Source organism: Frigoribacterium sp. Leaf263, assembly GCF_001422285.1.
Lineage (GTDB): Bacteria > Actinomycetota > Actinomycetes > Actinomycetales > Microbacteriaceae > Frigoribacterium.
Genome location: NZ_LMMO01000004.1, coordinates 197612 through 215721 on the forward strand (window position 1 = coordinate 197612; position 18110 = coordinate 215721).

The following is an 18110-nucleotide window of genomic DNA, read 5'->3' on the forward strand; positions in this document are numbered from 1 at the left end:
GACAGACGTGCGGAGGGCCCCCGCCTGCGCGGGGGCCCTCCGGTCGTCGGGTCAGCTGTCGATCGACCGTCGCTCGGCCGACGGAGCGCCGACGGACGGCTCGGTCGCCGGCCCGGCGGTCACCTCGATCTTGCGCGGCTTCGCCCGCTCGCTCACCGGGATCAGCAGCGACAGCACGCCGTTGTCGTAGTGGGCGGTGATCGCGTTCGAGTCGATGCCCTCGCCCACGCTGAACTGCCGCAGGTACGACCCGTGCGGGCGCTCCTGCGACAGCCACGTCACCCCGTCGCGGGTGTCGGGGGTGCGGTTCGCGCGGATGGTCAGCAGCTGACCGTCGACGTCGATGTCCACCGAGCCCGGGTCGATGCCCGGCATGTCGGCGTTCAGCACGTAGCGGTCGCCGTCGCGGTAGAGGTCGACGGGCATGACCTTCGGGCCCTGACGGGTGCCGAGGAGCCCGGCGGCGAGGCGGTCGAGCTCGGTGAAAGGATCGAAAGACACAGCCATATGAAGAGTCCCCTTTCGGTGTTCGCGTGTGGTTATCCGGGCCGGTCCCGGTCTCGGATCCGGCCGACGAGAAGAGGATAAGTCCTGGCCAGCGGGCATGTCTTGAAAAGCGCTTCGAGCACGCTGGGATGAATCTGAGACCGCGACGGCCTGCTCAGCGCGCGCCGACGACCATCCAGCGCGACCCCGCGGCCCGCACCCCGAGGGTGACCGCGCGGATCCCGATGTAGCCCAGGCCGAACGCGGACCAGAGCGCCACGACCGCCCCCGGCCCGTCGCCCACCGCGCTCTCGACCGGCACGAGGATCGCCAGGTACACCAGCACGTTCACCACCCCCGCCAGCGCCAGGTAGCGCGCATCGCCGGCTCCGAGCAGCACGCCGTCGAGCACGAACACGAACCCGGCCAGCGGGATGCCGACCGCCATCGCGAGCACCACCCCGGGGAGCAGTGCGCGGACGCCCTCGTCGGTCGTGAACACCGGCCCGAGCACCCCCGAGAGCGCGGCGACGAGCACCCCGAGCAGCACCCCGCCGCCGACCCCGAACAGCATCAGGCGGCTGGTCACCGCCCTCACCCGGTCGCGGTCCCCGGCTCCGAGGGAGTGCCCGATCATGGCCTGCCCGGCGATCGCGAGGGCGTCGAGCGCGAAGGCGAGCGTGCTGAAGACCGTCAGCGCGACCTGGATGGTCGCCAACCCCGTCACCCCCGAGGAGGCGGCGGTCGCCACGGTCGCGATCATCGCGACCCGCAGACTCGCGTTCCGCACCAGCAGCCACGCGCCCGACCGGGCCGTGCGTCCGACCCCTGCGAGCCCGGGGCGCAGATCGGCGCCGACGGCGCGGGCCGCGCGCACGGCGATCACGACGTAGACGGCCGCCATGCCCCACTGCGCGACGACGGTGCCGGCCGCCGATCCGGCGACGCCCCAGCCGAACCCGTAGATGAACACGGCGTTCAGCCCGGCGTTCACGGCGAAGCCCACGCCGGCGACGACGAGAGGGGTGCGGGTGTCCTGCAGGCCGCGCAGCAGGCCGGTGGCGGCGATGACGATGAGCATGCCCGGCAGGCCGATCATGGACACCGTGAGATAGGTCGTGGCGGCGGCCTCCACGGCCGGCTCCGTGCCGAACAGCCCCACGAGCGACGGCGCCGTGAACGCTCCGGCGACGGCCAGCACGACGCCGAGCAGCAGCGCGAACCAGAGGCCGTCGACGCCGGCGCGGATGGCCCCCGCCCGGTCACCGGCACCGAGCCTCCTCGCCACGGTCGGGGTCGTCGCGTACGCCAGGAAGATCAGCAGCCCGAGCGCCGTCTGCAGGATCACCCCGGCCACCCCGAGACCGGCCAGCGGCACCGAGCCGAGATGCCCGATCAGGGCCGTGTCGGTCAGCAGGAACAGCGGTTCGGCGATCAGCGCCCCGAGCGCCGGCAGGGCCAGACGGACGATCTCGCGGTCGAGGGGGTTCCGGAGGCGCACCTCAGTCGGTGCCGCGGGCCCGGCCGACCAGCGTCATCAGGTGGTACACGACGATGGCCGCGACCGTTCCGAGGATGATGCCGCCGAACGTGGCGCCGCCGAGCGACAGCGTGAAGTCGGCGATGCCCATGATCAGGGCGATGCCGGCCGTGAGCTGGTTCTTCGGTCGGCTGAAGTCGACCTTGTTCTCGACCCAGATGCGGATGCCGATGACGCCGATGAGGCCGTAGAGGGCCGTGGTCACGCCGCCGAGCACCCCCGGCGGGATGGTGAAGATGACGGCGCCGATCTTCGGCGACAGCCCGAGCAGGATCGCCACGATGCCGGCGACCCAGTACGCCGCGGTCGAGAAGACCCGGGTGGCGCTCATCACGCCGATGTTCTCGCCGTAGGTGGTGGTGGCCGAGCCGCCGCCGAGCCCGGCGAGCACCGTGCTGAGGCCGTCGGCGAAGAGCGCTCGGCCGGTCAGCGGGTCGAGGTTCCGCTTCGTCAGCTGACCGACGCCCTTCACGTGCCCGACGTTCTCGGCGATCAGGGCCAGCACGACCGGCAGGAAACCGAGGTAGACGGGCAGCGCCGACAGATCGAAGGCCGGCGCGGTGAAGGTCGGCAGACCCACCCAGGGGGCGTCGCGCACGGCATCGAAGCTGACCTCGCCGAGCAGCACGGCGGCGATGTAGCCGACCACCACGCCGACGAAGATCGAGAGGCGACCGAGGAGGCCTCGGAAGAGCACGGCGCTCAGCACCACCGCGGCGAGCGTGATGACCGCCGTCAGCGGGGCGAGCGCGAAGTTGTCGCGGGCGGCGGGCGCGAGGTTGAAGCCGATCAGGGCGACGATCGCGCCGCTGACGACCGGCGGCAGCAGCGAGTCGATCCAGCGCGTGCCCGCGAGGTGCACCACCACGCCGATGATCGCGAGCAGGGCACCGACGACGATGATGCCGCTGAGAGCGAGCGGTATGCCCCCGACCTCCTTCGCCGCGGCGATCGGAGCGAGGAACGCGAACGACGACCCGAGATAGCTGGGCAGCCGGTTCTTCGTGATGATCAGGAACAGCAGCGTGCCGATGCCCGAGAACAGCAGGGTCGTGCTCGGCGGGAAGCCCGTGAGGATCGGCACCAGGAAGGTCGCGCCGAACATGGCGACGACGTGCTGACCGCCCAGGCCGATGGTGCGCGGCCAGGTGAGCCGCTCCTCCGGCGCCACGATCTCGGTCGAGTCGACGGTCTTGCCGTCACCGTGCAGGGACCAGGGGAGTGCCATGCTCAGAACTGTAGCGGCGACGCGGTCGTAGGCTGACGACCATGACGAGCGACGCCCTCTCCTCCGGAATCCTGACCGACGAGCTCGACCCGGAGGTGCGTCCGCAGGACGATCTCTTCCGTCACGTCAACGGTCGCTGGATCGCCCGGACGGCGATCCCCGACGACAAGGCGCGCTACGGCTCGTTCTACGTCCTCGCCGAGGAGGCCGAGGCGGCCGTCCGCGACATCATCCAGGAGTCTCAGGACGCCGAGCCGGGCACCGAGGCCCGCAAGGTCGGCGACCTCTACACGAGCTTCCTCGACGAGCAGCGCGTCGAGGCGCTCGGCGCCGAGCCGATCCGCCCCCTGCTCGACCCCGTCGACGACGTGACCGACGTCGACGGCCTCCTGCGCCTCCTGGGCTCGTTCGAGAAGCAGGGGCTCGCGAGCTTCGTGCAGCTCTTCGTCGACAACGACCCGGGCGACCCCGAGCGCTACGTCCTGTTCGTCGAGCAGGGCGGTCTGGGTCTGCCCGACGAGTCGTACTACCGCGACGAGAAGTCCGAGTCGATCCGCACCGCCTACGTCGCCTTCGTCGCCCGCATGCTCGAGCTCGCCGGCTTCGACGAGGCCGCCGACCGCGCCGCCCGCATCATGGCGCTCGAGACCGAGCTCGCCTCGCACCACTGGGACAACGTCGCCACCCGCGACAGCGACGCGACCTACAACCTCCTGCCCTGGGCGGGGTTCGACGCGCTCGCCGAGGGCGTGGACCTGACCGTCTGGCGCGACGCCGTGGGCGCGCCCGAGCGCGTGTTCGACGAGCTCGTCGTGCGTGAGCCGTCGTTCGTGACGGGTCTGGCGTCGCTGCTGACCGGAGCGCGCCTCCCCGACTGGCAGGACTGGCTGCGCTGGCAGATCATCCGCTCGTCGGCGGCCTATCTGTCGACCCCGTTCGTCGAGGCGAACTTCGGCTTCTACGGTCGCACCCTCACGGGCGCCCCCGTCCAGCGCGCCCGCTGGAAGCGCGGCGTCTCGCTCGTCGAGGGCGCCATGGGCGAGGCCGTCGGCCGCATCTACGTCGAGCGCCACTTCGCGCCCGAGGCCAAGACCGCCATGGACGTGCTCGTCGCGCACCTGGTCGAGGCGTACCGGCAGAGCATCACCGGCCTCGAGTGGATGACGGAGGAGACCCGCGGCCGCGCCCTCGAGAAGCTCGAGAAGTTCACGCCGAAGATCGGGTTCCCCGACACCTGGCGCGACTACTCGGCCCTCGAGGTCGACCCGGCCGATCTGGTCGGCAACGTGCGGGCGACCGCCGCCGTCGGCTTCGACCGCGAGCTGGGCAAGATCGGACAGCCGCTCGACCGCGGCGAGTGGTTCATGACCCCGCAGACGATCAACGCTTACTACAACCCCGGCATGAACGAGATCGTGTTCCCCGCGGCGATCCTGCAGTTCCCGTTCTTCGACGAGACCCGCGACGCCGCCGCGAACTACGGCGCGATCGGCGCGGTCATCGGACACGAGATCGGCCACGGCTTCGACGACCAGGGGTCGAAGTACGACGGCGACGGCCGACTCCGCGACTGGTGGACGGCCGCCGACCGCGAGGCGTTCGAGAAGCTCACCGCGTCGCTGATCGCCCAGTACGACGCGCTCGCCCCGGCTCAGGTCCCCGACCACCACGTCAACGGCGCCCTCACCATCGGCGAGAACATCGGCGACCTCGGTGGGCTGTCGATCGCCTACAAGGCGTACCTGCTCTCGCTCGAGGGGGCCGAGGCTCCTGTGATCGACGGCATGACCGGAGCCCAGCGGTTCTTCCTCAGCTGGGCGCAGGCGTGGCAGATCACGCTGCGCGACGAGGAGGCCGTCCGGCTGCTCTCGATCGATCCGCACTCGCCGAACGAGTTCCGCTGCAACCAGATCGTGCGCAACATCGACGAGTTCTACGCCGCCTTCGATGTCGCGCCGAGCGACGCGGCCTGGCTGCCGCCGGAGGAGCGCGTCACGATCTGGTGACCCCGCGCGGCCCCGCCGGTCAGTCGATCAGGCCGAGCCGGACGAGACCGTCGAGGGTCGCGACGCCGGCCGGGGGGCACCGGTCGGCGTCGGCCGACGTGACCCAGTGGAGCGCACCCACCTCGGCCGAGGCGAGGGGCTCGGGGCTGGCCGTGGTCGGGTCCGCCGAGAACAGGGTCATGTGCACCTCCCGCCCGTCCGGCTCGCCGTGGGCCTGGGTTCGCACGGTGAAAAGCTCGACGACGGTCGACGGGTCGAGTTCGACGGCGACCTCCTCGCGCGACTCGCGCACGAGGGCCTCGGCGGGCGACTCGCCCGGCTCGAGCTTGCCGCCCGGCAGGTACAGCACGTCGCGGCCGCGGGCCGTGACCATGAGGAGGCGCCGGTCGCGGATCAGGGCGAGGGCGCTGACGACGATCGGTTCCATCCGGTCATCCTCGCACCGGCCTGAAGAGGTCAGCTCGCGTCGCCGACGGCGCGCAGATGCGGGGCCGGGGTGGCGGCGCGCGTCTCGGTGAGGCCGAAGAGGGCCTCGAGCCCGTCGCGGAACTCCTCGCCGCGACCTTCGCGGGCCAGCTCGCGCGCTCGCACGGACGGGGTGTGCAGCAGCACGCCGGCCAGGTGGCGCAGGGCGGCCTCGGTGCGGTCGGACGAGTCGCCACGGGACCTCGCGCGCTGGATCTCGGAGTCGAGCAGATCGAAGACGTGCTTGCGCAGAGCGACGACGGCCGGGGTGAGCGACTGCTCGGCGGCGACGGCCTGGAACTCGGCCGCGGCCGTCGAGACGAGCGCGCGGGCGTCGTCGGCGGCGGTGAGCTCGGCGAGCGGGGCGTGCAGGCTGATGGTCTCGAGGTCGAGCAGCTCGACTCCGTCGATCTCGGTGACGAGGGGGTCGACGTTGCGGGGCAGGCCGAGGTCGATGACCAGGCGGCGGTCGCCCGCGGCGACGACGTCGGGGGTCACGACGGGTTCGGTCGTCGACGTGCAGGTGATGAGCACGTCGCACCAGGCGATGGCCTCGGCGAGGTCGTCGTAGGGGGTGGCGTCGTGCTTCAGCCCGAACCAGGAGGCGCGACCCGACGACGAGTACACGGCGAGCCGGTCGGCGCCCCGGTCGCGCAGGGCGGTGACCGTCGTGGCGGCGTACTGGCCGGTGCCCACGATCAGCACCCGGGCGTCGGCCCAGTCCGTGACGCGCGAAGACGCGAGCTCGAGGGCGAGGCGCACGAGCGAACGACCCGCGCCTCCGACGTTCGTGCGGTTCTTGATGCCGCGGGAGGTGTGCGAGGCCTTCTGGAAGAGGCGCTCGAGGTCGGACGACGTCGTGCCGCCCTCGCGGGCGCGCTCGAGCGCGCGGCGGACCTGGCCCGAGATCTCGTCTTCGCCGATGACGACCGACTCGAGACCCGAGCTGACGGCGAACAGGTGCTCGACGACCTCGTCGCCGGTGATGACGCGCACGCTGTCGCGCAGGTCGTCGGCCGTGACGTCGCTCGCGTCGCTCATGGTCGCGATGGTGGCCTCGACCGCGACGGCGCTGCCGGCCGTGAGGGGCTCGTCGACGTCGAGATAGGCCTCGAAGCGGTTGCAGGTCGCGAGCACGACGGCTCCGTTGACGAAGTCGCTGCCGTCGACCAGGGTGCCGACCGCCGAGGGTGCGCCGATGCTCAACTTCTCGAGGAGGTCGAAGCTGGCGTTCCGGTGGGACGCCGTCAGGCAGATGAGCACCGATCAAGAGTAACGCTCATCGACGCATCCGGCTGGGTGATGCCTCGATGTCGAGAGGATGCACGGGGTCAGGCTGGTCCCGGGAATGCGCATGCAGTGTTGCGCATTGCAACATGAGGCCCCGCCGACCACCCCGATCGGCCCGACGACAGGAGAATCATGACCACCAGCATCCAGTGGCAGCTCATCGCCCGCCCCGAGGGCGAGCCCACCACCGACGACGTGCGCCGGGCCGAGGTGACCCTGCCCGAGCTCGCCGACGGCGAGGTGCGCGTGCAGAACGAGTTCCTGTCCGTCGACCCCTACATGCGCGGTCGCATGAACGACGTGAAGTCCTACGTGCCGCCCTTCGCCCTGAACGAGACGATGACCGGCGGCGCCATCGGACGCGTCGTCGAGTCGCGCTCCGACGAGCTCCCGGTGGGCACGGTCGTGCAGCACGACCTCGGCTGGCGCGACGTGGCCCAGGGAGGCGCCGGCTCGTTCCGCGCCACGCAGACCGTCGAGGGCGTGCCCCTGTCCGCTCACCTCGGCGTGCTCGGCCTCACCGGTCTGACGGCCTACGTCGGCCTCACCGAGATCGCCGGGATCCGCGAGGGCGACGTCGTCTTCGTCTCCGGCGCCGCCGGCGCCGTGGGCACGATGGTCGGTCAGATCGCCCGGCTGAAGGGCGCCTCGCGCGTCATCGGCAGCGCCGGATCGGCCGAGAAGGTCGAGCTGCTCACCTCGAAGTACGGCTTCGACGCGGCGTTCAACTACAAGGACGGCGACGTCACCGAGCTGCTGCGCGAGGCGGCGCCCGACGGCATCGACGTCTACTTCGACAACGTCGGGGGCGACCACCTCTCGGCCGCGCTCGACTCGTTCCGCGACGGCGGCCGTGCCGCGCTCTGCGGCTCGATCGCCAACTACAACTCGACCGGGGCCCCCGTCGGCATCACCGGCATGACCAACATGGTCACCCGCGGTCTCATGATGAAGGGCTTCACGCTCGGTGACTACCGTCACATCGCCCCCGCCTTCCAGGCCGAGATGGGCCCGTGGCTCGCGAACGGCGACGTGGTCCACGACGAGACCGTCGTCGAGGGCATCGACCAGGCCTTCGAGGCGTTCACCGGGCTGATGCGCGGCGCCAACGTCGGCAAGATGGTCGTCAAGGTCGGCTGACCCGCGCCTCCTCGGCTCCCGCCTCCGCGTCGTCGGCGAGCCGAGGGCGAGGCGGCCGCGCGGGCGGTCCCGGGACCGCGGGACCCCCGCCGGGTCGCCTCGACGAGACGCCCAGCAGGCGATGGGAGAATGCTCCCCGTGATCACCTCCGCCCTGCCCGACCAGCACCCGCTCGCGACCGGCCTCACCGCCGACTCCCGCCTGGTGCGGGCGCTGCGGGGCGACCGGCCCGAGACGCTGCCCGTCTGGTTCATGCGTCAGGCCGGTCGATCGCTGCCCGAGTACCGCGAGCTGCGCGTCGGCACGAAGATGCTCGACGCCTGCCTCACCCCCGACCTCGCCAGCGAGATCACGCTGCAGCCGGTCCGTCGCCACGGCGTCGACGCCGGCATCTTCTTCAGCGACATCGTCGTGCCGATCAAGCTCGCCGGGGTGTCGGTCGACATCGTCCCCGGGCGCGGTCCGGTGCTCGAGAACCCCATCCGCACGGCGGCCGACGTCGCCGCCCTGCGCCCGCTCGACGACGACGCGCTGGCCCCCATCGCGGCCGGCGTCGCGCAGACGGTCGCCGAGCTGGGCGCCACCCCGCTGATCGGCTTCGCCGGCGCCCCGTTCACCCTCGCCGCGTACCTCGTCGAGGGCGGCCCCTCCAAAGACCACATCCGCGCCCGCACCCTGATGCACAGCGATCCCGACACCTGGGAGGCGCTGCTCACCTGGGCGGCGGACGTCACGGGGGCGTTCCTGCGCGCGCAGGTGATGGCCGGTGCGAGCGCCGCCCAGCTGTTCGACTCGTGGGTCGGGTCGCTGTCGCTCGCCGACTACACGGCGAACGTGGCACCGCACTCGGCCCGTGCGCTGTCGCACGTGGCCGACCTGGGCGTGCCGCGCATCCACTTCGGCGTCGGCAGCGGCGAGGTGCTGACCGCCATGCGCGACGTCGGCGTCGACGCGATGGGCGTCGACTGGCGCATCCCGCTCGACGAGGCCTCGCGTCGCCTCGGCGGCGGCACCCCGCTCCAGGGCAACATCGACCCCGCCCTGCTGCAGGCGCCCTGGCCGGTGCTCGAGGCGCACGTGCGCGACGTCGTCGAGCGCGGCCGCGCCGCGCCGGCCCACGTGCTCAACCTGGGGCACGGCGTCAACCCCGACACCGACCCCGACGTGCTGACCCGCATCGTCGAGCTGGCGCACACGCTCTAGAAGACCGCTCTCAGAGAAGGGGAACGCCCGTGTCCGACCCGCTCCGCGCCTCCTCGGTCGGTTCCGAGTCGCCGGCGCCCGCCTCCGGGCGCGCGCTCGTCGTCGTCGTCGGCGGCGGGGTCGCCGGACTGGTCACCGCGCGCGAGCTGGCCCGAGGCGGGGCGCGCGTGCTGCTGCTCGAGGCCTCGGGTCGACTCGGCGGCGAGGTGGGCCGGCACACCGTCGCGGGGATCGACCTCGACTCGGGCGCCGAGAGCTTCGCCACCCGCGGGGGGACGGTCGCCGCCTACCTCGCCGATCTCGGCCTCGGCGACGACATCGTGCTGCCCGACGGTCGAGGCGCCTGGGTGCATCAGGCCGACGGCGAGGCGTTCCCGCTGCCCCGCACGGGTCTGCTCGGCATCCCCGGCGATCTCGCAGACCCCGACGTGCTGCGCGTCATCGGGGCCGACGGGGCGGCGATCGCCGCCCGGCTCGACGCGCAGCCCGCCGAGGTCGGCGCCGACGAGATCGCCGTCGGTCCGTTCATCCGCGCGCGCATGGGCGACGCCGTGCTCGACCGGCTCGTCACGCCGATCGTCGGGGGCGTCCACTCGCGTCACCCCGACGACCTCCTCGTCGACCGCGTGTCGCCGGGCCTGCGCCGCGCGCTGCTGCGCGAGGGGTCGCTCACGGCCGCCGTCCTGAGCCTGCGGGCCCTGGCCCCGGCGGGCTCGGCGGTCGCGGGTCTGCGGGGCGGCAACGCCCGGCTGGTCGACGCGCTCGTCGCCGATCTGGCCCGGCTCGGCGTCGAGACCCGCCTCGACGCCCCCGTGAGCGCGCTCGACGCGTCGTCCGTGACCGTCGGGGGCGAGCGGCTCGTCGCCGACGCCGTGGTGCTGGCCGTCGGCGAGGGTGCGGGGCGGGCCCTGGCGGGTCGCGCCTCCTCGGCTGCGGGCCTGATCACGCTCGTCACCCTCGTCGTCCGCGAACCGGCCCTCGACGGCGGCCCGCGGGGCACCGGGGTGCTCGTCGCGCCGGGCGCCCTCGACGTGCGGGCGAAGGCCCTCACGCACGCCACCGTCAAGTGGCCGTGGCTCGCCGAGCGGACCGGCGGTCGCCACGTGCTGCGGCTGAGCTACGACTCGCCCGTCGTCGAGCGGAGCACCCCCGACGCCGAGCTGCGTGCGGTCGCGATCGCCGATGCCGGGGTGCTGCTCGGCGTCGCCCTCGACCCCGATCGGGTCGACGGCTGGGCGCGCGTCGCCTGGGACGCCCCGCTGACGACGCCCGCGACCGGAGCCGAGGAGGCGCGGGTCGGCTCCGTCACCCCCCTCGACGGCGTCCGTCGCGTCGGCGGCGCCGTGGCGGGACGGGGCCTCGCCTCGGTCATCGCGCAGTCCCGTGCGACCGCCGCGGCCGTCTTGAGCGACGGCGTCGGGCATCTCGCGGCGCCCTCGGACTAGATTGGGGTCTCGCGTGGCCGACGGCCGCGCGCAGACCACAGAAGGAGCGACATGCGAGGCAAACTGATCTTCGTCGCCGGTGGAGCACTCGGCTTCGTGCTGGGCGCCCGGGCCGGTCGGGACCGCTACGAGCAGATCTCGGCGACGAGCTCGAAGCTCTGGCACAGCCGCGCGGTCCAGCGCCAGGTGGTCAAGGCCGAGGACTTCGCCGGCGCCAAGACGGCCGACGTCGTCGACGCGGGTGTCAACGCCGTCAAGTTCGTCATCGTGCGGGCCTTCGGCGGCGGCAGGAAGAAGCAGAAGTCGACGACCACCGGTAAGACCCGATGACCGATTCGACCCGGAGCGACCGGATCCGCCACGACTCCGGCTCACGGACCCGCTCCCGGTCGCTCTTCACGCTGCTGCACGACGTCCCGACCCTGGTGACGGACCTCGTCAAGGGCGAGATCGCGCTGCTGAAGAGCGAGATCCTCGGCACCCTCAAGGCCTTCGGCCTCGGCGCGGGCTTCGTCGTCGGCGCGCTCGTGCTCGTCTTCGCGGCCCTCGGGGTGCTCCTGACCGCGATCGTGCTCCTGATCGCCATCTGGCTCCCGGGCTGGCTGTCGGCCCTCATCGTCGCGGTGGCCCTGCTGATCGGCGCGGGCATCCTCGGCTGGGTCGGCTACAAGAAGATCAAGGTCGGGCTGCCGGTCGTCCCCGAGAAGACCCTGGCCAGCCTGCAGCGCGATCTGCGGGCCATCAAGGGCGTCGGCACGATCCCCCGCACGCGTCTCGACGAGTCCTGACGCTCCTCCCCCTCTCCGCACCTCCCCTGCACCGAACGGAACCATCGTGAGCGACACGAACGACATCCAGGGTCACATCGACAAGACGCGTGCCGAGCTGGCCGCGACGCTGAACGAGATCGAGGACAAGCTCAACGTGCCCAAGCAGCTGGGTGCCGCCGGGCAGCGGGCCAAGGCGTCGTACGAGCGCGACAAGTGGCCGTGGCTCGCGGGCGCGGGGGTCGTCGCGCTGACCGTCGGCGGCATCCTGGTCGGCGTCGTCAAGCGCCGTTAGCCCCTCCCCACCGACCCCGCCCGGGGCGTCCTCCACCGTTCTCTCGAACTGGAAGTACCTGGTTGGGCTCCCAGCCGCGAGAGGGGGAGAATAGCCGCATGAGTACCAGCGCCGACGGGTCGGCACCCGTGTTGCCGACGTCAGATTCACCCGCCGCTCCCGCATCGGCCCCGACCGGGGCTCCGTCGTCGGGCGCCGGCGCCGAGCGTCTCGGCTACACGCTGTGGGCCGTGCTCCGCCGAGACCCCCAGAACCCGTTCACCCCCGACGAGACCGACGCCGAGGCGCTCGACGCCGTCGTCGAGTCGCTGGCCGCCGACGGCGTCGTCGTCCGCGGGTTCTACGACGTCAGCGCCCTGCGCGCCGACGCCGACATCATGATCTGGCTGCACGGCGAGATCCCCGAGGCGATCCAGTCCGCCTACCGTCGCCTGGTCCGCACCGACGCGCTCGGCGGCCTGCTCCCGACCTGGAACGCCATGGGCATGCACCGCGAGGCCGAGTTCTCGCGCAACCACAGCCCGGCCTTCATGCGCGGCAAGGATCCCGAGGCGTGGCTGACGGTCTACCCCTTCGTGCGCAGCTACGAGTGGTACCTGCTGCCCGAGTCCGAGCGCCGTCAGATGCTGGCCGACCACGGCAAGCAGGGGTCCGAGCACCGGGCCGTGCTCACCAACACGGTCGCGAGCTTCTCGCTGGGCGACTACGAGTGGATCCTCGCCCTCGAGGCGCCCGAGCTGGTCCAGCTCGTCGACCTCATGCGCGACCTGCGCTACACCGAAGCCCGTCGTCACGTCCGCGAGGAGATCCCCTTCTTCACCGGCCGACGCATCACCACCACCGAGATCATCGAGGTTCTGTCGTGACCGACACCAGCGGAATCACCAACGGCGAGCTCGTGCGCAACGCCACCCCGGCGGCCGAGCGCGGCCCCGAGCACGTCTCCGAGCCGACCGACTACGACGCCATCCTCCTGGCCGGCTTCGGCGGCCCCGAGGGCCAGGACGACGTCATCCCGTTCCTGCGGAACGTCACGCGCGGTCGCGGCATCCCCGAGGAGCGGCTCGAGGAGGTGGCCACCCACTACCGCCACTTCGGCGGCGTCAGCCCGATCAACGAGCACAACCGCGAGCTCAAGGCGGCCCTCGAGGCCGAGCTCGAGCGACGCGGCATCGACCTGCCCGTCGTCTGGGGCAACCGAAACTGGGATCCCTACATGGCCGACGCGGTCCGCGAGGCGGATCGCCGCGGGTTCCGCAAGCTCATCGCCGTCGCCACGAGCGCCTACTCGTCGTACAGCTCGTGCCGCCAGTACCGCGAGGACTTCGCCATGGCCCTCGACGAGACGGGTCTCGCCGACACGATGCAGATCGACAAGGTGCGTCAGTTCTTCGATCACCCCGGCTTCGTCCAGCCCTTCATCGACGGCGTGCGCGACGCGCTGCTGAAGGCCCGTGCCGAGCTGGACGGTCTCGACCTGTCGTCCGAGATCCAGGTGCTCTTCGCGACGCACTCGATCCCCTCGACCGATGCGGCCAAGAGCGGGCCGCAGTCGCGCGGCTTCGACGAAGACGGCGCCTACGCCGCCCAGCACAAGGCGGTCGCCGAGGTCGTCATGGCCGCGGCCGAGGCCGCCCTCGAGCTGGAGATCCCCGGAGGCGGCGGCAGCACCGTGCCGTGGCAGCTCGTCTACCAGTCGCGCAGCGGTCCGCCGTCGATGCCGTGGCTCGAGCCCGACATCAATGACGCGATCGACGATCTCGCCGGCGGTCCGACCCGCGCCGTCGTCATCGTGCCGCTCGGCTTCGTCAGCGACCACATGGAGGTCATGTGGGACCTCGACAACGAGGCGCTCGAGACCAGCGAGAAGAACGGCTTCTGGGCCGTCCGCACGCCGACGCCCGGCATCGACCCCAACTACGTGACGGGTCTGGTCGACCTCGTGCTCGAGCGACGCGACGGGGTCCCGGCCGAAGACCGCCCGCACGTGACCGACCTCGGCCCCTGGTACGACGTCTGCCGCCCGGGGTGCTGTGAGAACGTCCGCCTCGGCTTCAAGCCGGCGCTCTCGGGTCTGGTGCCCTGACGCCGTGACGACACTCCGCATCGGAACCCGCGGCAGCGCACTCGCCGTCGCCCAGTCGACGACCATCGCCGAGCGGCTCGGGCGTGCGACGGGCGCCGACGTCGAGCTCGTCCGCATCAAGACGGAGGGCGACCGCACCCAGTCGTCGGGTGAGTCGCTGTCCAGCCTCGGCGGAACCGGCGTCTTCGCCAGCGCCCTGCGCTCGGCGCTGCTCGCCGACGAATGCGACGTGCTCGTCCACAGCCTGAAAGACCTGCCCACCGCCTCCCACCCCGGTCTCGTCATCGGCGCGACGCCCGGCCGGGCCGACGCCCGCGACGCCCTGTGCGCGCGCGACGGGCTCACCCTCGAGACCCTGCCTCAGGGCTCGCGCGTGGGCACGGGGTCCCCTCGACGTGCCGCGCAGCTGCTCTCGCGTCGTCCGGACCTCGAGATCGTCGACATCCGCGGCAACGTCGACACGCGCCTCCGGCGGGTCGGAGACGACCTCGACGCCGTGCTGCTGTCGGCGGCGGGCCTCGGCCGCCTCGGGCGTCTCGACGCGGCGACCGACCTGCTCGGCCTGGGCTGGTGGCCGACCGCCCCCGGTCAGGGCTCCCTCGCGGTCGAGGTGCGCGAGGGCGACCCCGACGAGGTCCTCGCCCGCGGGCTCGCCGCGGTCGACGATCGCGAGACCCGACTGGTCGTCACGGCCGAGCGTCAGGTGCTCGCCGGTCTCGAAGCGGGCTGCGCCGCACCGATCGGCGCCACCGCCGTCGTCGACGCCGGTCTGCTGCTGCTCAGCGCCACCGTCTACAGCCCCGAGGGCGCCGGAACCGTCAGCTCCTCGCACGCCGTGTCGCTCGACGACGGCTCGCTCGAGTCGCAGCTGGTGGACGTCTCCGAGGTCGCCCGTCGCGTCGTCGACGAGCTCCTCGAGCTCGGCGCCGCCGATCTGGCGCCGCTCGGCGGCGGACCGTCGGGCGGCGACCCGGTGGGGAGCGCGTCGTGACGGTCGATCGGCCGCTCAAGGGCACTCGTGTGCTCGTGCCTCGCGGCGGCAAGTGGGGCGACGGCGTGGCCGCCGCCCTGCGCGCCCACGGCGCCGCCCCCGTCATCGCCCCGATGATCAACTTCGCTCCGGCCGAGACGCCCGAGCTGCTGGCCGCCGCCCTCGCCCGTCTCGAGGCGGGTGTCTACGACTGGCTGGTCGTCACCAGCGCCACCACGGTCGACGTGCTCGTCGGCAACGGCATCCGCCCACCCGCCTCGACCCGCATCGCGGCCGTCGGCGAGACGACCGCCGCGGCCCTCACGCTCTCCGGCTACCGCGTCGACTTCGTGCCCGAGGGCGACAACTCGGCGCGGGGTCTCGTCAAGGAGTGGCCGCGCGACGACGTCCAGGGCCGCGTGCTGGTGCCGCAGTCCGACCTCGCCGAGCCGACCCTCGTCGCGGGCCTGTCGGAGCGCGGCTTCGACGCCGAGTTCGTCTCCGCCTACCGCACGGTCGGCGTCGACGTCTCCGAGTCCGTCGCGACCGGCGTCCGGTCGGGCGACATCGGCGTCATCCTCATCACCTCGGGCAGCGTGGCCCGGCAGATCGCGGCACAGCTGGCCCCGCTGCCCGCGAGCACCCTCGTCGCCTGCATCGGGCCGCGCACGGCGTTCGACGCCCGCGCGGCCGGGCTGCCGGTGCACCTGATCGCCGAGACCCGCTCGGCGGCCGCCCTCGTCCAGGCCGTGGTCGACCACGCCCTCGACGGACGCCCCTCCGATCCCGAGAAAGACTGATGTCCGAGTTCCCCCGCGTGCGCCCCCGTCGGCTGCGCGCCACCCCCGCCCTCCGCCGCCTGACCGCCGAGACGCGTCTGCATCCGGCCGATCTCGTGCTGCCGATGTTCGTCCGAGAGGGCATCGACTCGCCGGTCGAGATCTCGTCCATGCCGGGAGTCGTCCACCACAGCCTCGCGAGCCTCCCGCACGCCGTCGCCGAGGCGGCCGAGGCCGGGGTCGGCGGTGTCATGCTCTTCGGCGTCCCGCTCGAGAAGGACGCCGTCGGCTCGGGTGCGACCGACCCGGACGGCATCCTGAACGTCGCGACCCGGGTGGCCGTCGACGCCGCGCAGGGCGCCCTCGTCGTGCAGACCGACCTCTGCCTCGACGAGTTCACCGACCACGGGCACTGCGGCGTCCTCGCCGCCGACGGCTCCGTCGACAACGACGCGACGCTCGTCCGCTACGACGAGATGGCCGTCGTGCAGGCCGAGGCCGGATCGCAGCTGATCGGCATGAGCGGCATGATGGACGGCCAGATCGGCTCGGCCCGCGACGCGCTCGACGCCGCCGGCTTCTCGAACACCGCTCTGCTGGCCTACGCCGCGAAGTACGCCTCGGCGTTCTACGGGCCGTTCCGCGAGGCCGTCCAGTCGACGCTCGTCGGCGACCGCCGCACCTACCAGCAGGACGCGGCCAACGGTCGCGAGGGCATCCGCGAGGTCGAGCTCGATCTCGCCGAGGGCGCCGACATCGTCATGGTGAAGCCCGCCATGAGCTACCTCGACGTGCTCGCCGAGACCGCGGCGATGAGCCCGGTGCCCGTCTGGGCGTACCAGATCAGCGGCGAGTACGCGATGATCCAGGCCGCCGCCGCCAACGGCTGGATCGACCTCGACGCCGCGTCGTACGAGAGCGTGCTCTCGATCAAGCGGGCCGGAGCCGATGCGATCCTGACGTACTGGGCCACGGAACTGGCCACGCGCCTCCGGGAAGGACGGATCCGATGATCACCGACCGCAGCACAGACCGCACCAACGACGGGTACTTCGCGCGAGCGAAGCGCTCCATCCCCGGCGGCGTCAACTCGCCGGTCCGGGCCTACGGGTCGGTCGGGGGCACACCCCGGTTCCTCGTCGGCGCCTCGGGCCCCTACGTGACCGACACCGAGGGCCGCGAGTACGTCGACCTCGTCGCATCGTGGGGTCCGGCCATCCTCGGCCACACGCATCCCGAGGTGCTCGAGGCCGTCCAGCAGGCCGCCGCCCGCGGTCTCTCGTTCGGGGCGTCGACGCCGGGCGAGACCGAGCTCGCCGAGCTCGTGCGAGAGCGGGTCTCCGTGGGCGACGCCCGCCCGATCGGCAAGATCCGCATGGTGTCGACGGGCACCGAGGCGACCATGACGGCGATCCGTCTCGCCCGCGGCTGCACCGGCCGCGATCTGCTGGTGAAGTTCGCCGGCCACTATCACGGACACTCCGACTCGCTGCTGGCCGAGGCCGGCTCGGGAGTCGCGACCCTGTCGCTGCCCGGCTCGGCCGGCATCACCGCGGCCACCGCGGCGCAGACCCTCGTGCTGCCGTACAACGACCTCGACGCCGTGCGCCGCGCGTTCGCCGAGCACGGGCCGCGCATCGCGGCCGTCATCGTCGAGGCCGCCGCCGCGAACATGGGCGTGCTGGCGCCGCAGCGCGGCTTCAACCGCAGCCTGTCCGAGATCACGCGCGCCAACGGCGCCCTGCTGATCGTCGACGAGGTGCTGACCGGGTTCCGGGTCGGCCCGGCCGGCTGGTGGGGTCTCGAAGCGGCTGACATCGTGCCCGACGGCAGCGGGTGGGAGCCCGACCTCGTCACGTTCGGCAAGGTCATCGGCGGCGGCATGCCCCTCGCCGCGCTCGGCGGTCGTGCCGACGTGATGGACCACCTCGCCCCTCTCGGCCCCGTCTACCAGGCCGGCACGCTGAGCGGCAACCCCGTCGCCGTCGCGGCGGGCACGGCGACCCTCCGTCTCGCGACGCCCGAGGTGTACGCCACGCTCGACTCGGTCTCCGACCGGCTGTCGGACGCCGTCTCCGCCGCGTTGTCCGCCGAGGGGGTCGAGCACACCGTGCAGCGCGCGGGCTCGCTGTTCTCGTTCGCCTTCACGCCCACGGCACCCGTCGACTACGACGACGTCCGCGCGCAGCAGGCCTGGCGCTACCCGCCGTTCTTCCACGCCATGCTCGACGCGGGCGTGAACCTGCCGCCGTCGGTCTACGAGGCGTGGTTCGTCACGGCGGCGCACGATGAGACCGCGGTGTCGCGCATCCTGGATGCCCTGCCCGCCGCCGCGAAGGCTGCGGCTGCGGCGACGCCGCCGACGCCGGTCTAGGCCGGCCGGGTCCGTCGGGGCGACGGCTCGCTGCCG

At 72.5% G+C, this 18110-nt stretch carries 18 protein-coding genes; 13 read left to right on the forward strand and 5 right to left on the reverse strand.

All coding sequences use genetic code 11. The annotated features are described in order from the left end of the window. Positions 1 to 51 precede the first annotated feature (51 nt). From ASF17_RS10170 to ASF17_RS10180, 3 genes are all read right to left on the reverse strand, one after another. The gene (locus ASF17_RS10170; protein ID WP_055799138.1) at positions 52 to 507 is read right to left on the reverse strand and encodes an Hsp20/alpha crystallin family protein; all 456 of its coding nucleotides are present in this window, start codon (positions 505 to 507) and stop codon (positions 52 to 54) included. Positions 508 to 661: 154 nt separating this feature from the next. Then, on the reverse strand, positions 662 to 1987 hold the full coding sequence (locus tag ASF17_RS10175; RefSeq protein ID WP_055799140.1) for an MATE family efflux transporter: 1326 nt from the start codon (positions 1985 to 1987) through the stop codon (positions 662 to 664). A gap of 1 nt (position 1988) precedes the next feature. Beyond that, complete coding sequence (locus tag ASF17_RS10180; protein ID WP_055799143.1) at positions 1989 to 3254, reverse strand: uracil-xanthine permease family protein; 1266 nt, start codon at positions 3252 to 3254, stop codon at positions 1989 to 1991. Between the two features lie 41 nt (positions 3255 to 3295). On the opposite strand from ASF17_RS10180, the gene ASF17_RS10185 reads away from it, so the two are divergent. Continuing rightward, positions 3296 to 5260, forward strand: coding sequence for a M13 family metallopeptidase (locus tag ASF17_RS10185; protein WP_055799146.1), 1965 nt, complete (start codon positions 3296 to 3298; stop codon positions 5258 to 5260). Positions 5261 to 5279: 19 nt separating this feature from the next. Here the strand turns inward: ASF17_RS10185 and ASF17_RS10190 are convergent, their stop codons facing one another. Together ASF17_RS10190 and ASF17_RS10195 are read right to left on the reverse strand one after the other, a co-directional pair. Next, entirely contained in the window at positions 5280 to 5687 is a 408-nt protein-coding gene (locus tag ASF17_RS10190; RefSeq protein WP_055799149.1) for an NUDIX hydrolase, read from the reverse strand. A gap of 29 nt (positions 5688 to 5716) precedes the next feature. Beyond that, complete coding sequence (locus ASF17_RS10195) at positions 5717 to 6988, reverse strand: glutamyl-tRNA reductase (protein WP_055799152.1); 1272 nt, start codon at positions 6986 to 6988, stop codon at positions 5717 to 5719. Positions 6989 to 7147: 159 nt separating this feature from the next. Between ASF17_RS10195 and ASF17_RS10200 the strand changes: the two genes are divergently transcribed. The 12 genes from ASF17_RS10200 (at position 7148) to hemL (ending at position 18074) form a co-directional block, all read left to right on the forward strand. Next, a complete protein-coding gene (locus ASF17_RS10200; RefSeq protein WP_055799155.1) occupies positions 7148 to 8155 on the forward strand; it encodes an NADP-dependent oxidoreductase in 1008 nt (335 codons plus the stop codon). Between the two features lie 129 nt (positions 8156 to 8284). Then, entirely contained in the window at positions 8285 to 9358 is a 1074-nt protein-coding gene (gene hemE / locus ASF17_RS10205; protein ID WP_055799158.1) for a uroporphyrinogen decarboxylase, read from the forward strand. A gap of 29 nt (positions 9359 to 9387) precedes the next feature. Then, the gene (locus ASF17_RS10210; protein WP_082475260.1) at positions 9388 to 10803 is read left to right on the forward strand and encodes a protoporphyrinogen/coproporphyrinogen oxidase; all 1416 of its coding nucleotides are present in this window, start codon (positions 9388 to 9390) and stop codon (positions 10801 to 10803) included. A 51-nt stretch (positions 10804 to 10854) separates the two neighbouring features. After that, positions 10855 to 11133 (forward strand): hypothetical protein, encoded by a 279-nt coding sequence (locus ASF17_RS10215; protein WP_055799161.1) that lies wholly within the window; start codon positions 10855 to 10857, stop codon positions 11131 to 11133. Continuing rightward, the gene (locus tag ASF17_RS10220; protein WP_055799166.1) at positions 11130 to 11591 is read left to right on the forward strand and encodes a phage holin family protein; all 462 of its coding nucleotides are present in this window, start codon (positions 11130 to 11132) and stop codon (positions 11589 to 11591) included. The genes ASF17_RS10215 and ASF17_RS10220 overlap by 4 nt, the downstream gene beginning before the upstream one ends. A 46-nt stretch (positions 11592 to 11637) precedes the next feature. Then, on the forward strand, positions 11638 to 11865 hold the full coding sequence (locus ASF17_RS10225) for a DUF3618 domain-containing protein (RefSeq protein ID WP_055799170.1): 228 nt from the start codon (positions 11638 to 11640) through the stop codon (positions 11863 to 11865). 98 nt (positions 11866 to 11963) lie between these two features. Then, positions 11964 to 12731 (forward strand): hydrogen peroxide-dependent heme synthase, encoded by a 768-nt coding sequence (gene hemQ, locus ASF17_RS10230; RefSeq protein WP_082475262.1) that lies wholly within the window; start codon positions 11964 to 11966, stop codon positions 12729 to 12731. After that, positions 12728 to 13951 (forward strand): ferrochelatase, encoded by a 1224-nt coding sequence (locus ASF17_RS10235; protein WP_055799173.1) that lies wholly within the window; start codon positions 12728 to 12730, stop codon positions 13949 to 13951. The genes hemQ and ASF17_RS10235 overlap by 4 nt, the downstream gene beginning before the upstream one ends. A gap of 4 nt (positions 13952 to 13955) precedes the next feature. Continuing rightward, a complete protein-coding gene (gene hemC / locus ASF17_RS10240) occupies positions 13956 to 14942 on the forward strand; it encodes a hydroxymethylbilane synthase (protein WP_055799175.1) in 987 nt (328 codons plus the stop codon). After that, positions 14939 to 15721, forward strand: a complete 783-nt coding sequence (locus ASF17_RS10245) for a uroporphyrinogen-III synthase (RefSeq protein WP_055799179.1) — start codon at positions 14939 to 14941, stop codon at positions 15719 to 15721. Before hemC ends, ASF17_RS10245 begins: the two co-directional genes overlap by 4 nt. Beyond that, a complete protein-coding gene (gene hemB, locus ASF17_RS10250) occupies positions 15721 to 16713 on the forward strand; it encodes a porphobilinogen synthase (RefSeq protein ID WP_055799182.1) in 993 nt (330 codons plus the stop codon). The genes ASF17_RS10245 and hemB overlap by 1 nt, the downstream gene beginning before the upstream one ends. Next, complete coding sequence (gene hemL, locus ASF17_RS10255) at positions 16710 to 18074, forward strand: glutamate-1-semialdehyde 2,1-aminomutase (protein ID WP_055799185.1); 1365 nt, start codon at positions 16710 to 16712, stop codon at positions 18072 to 18074. Before hemB ends, hemL begins: the two co-directional genes overlap by 4 nt. Positions 18075 to 18110 lie beyond the last annotated feature (36 nt).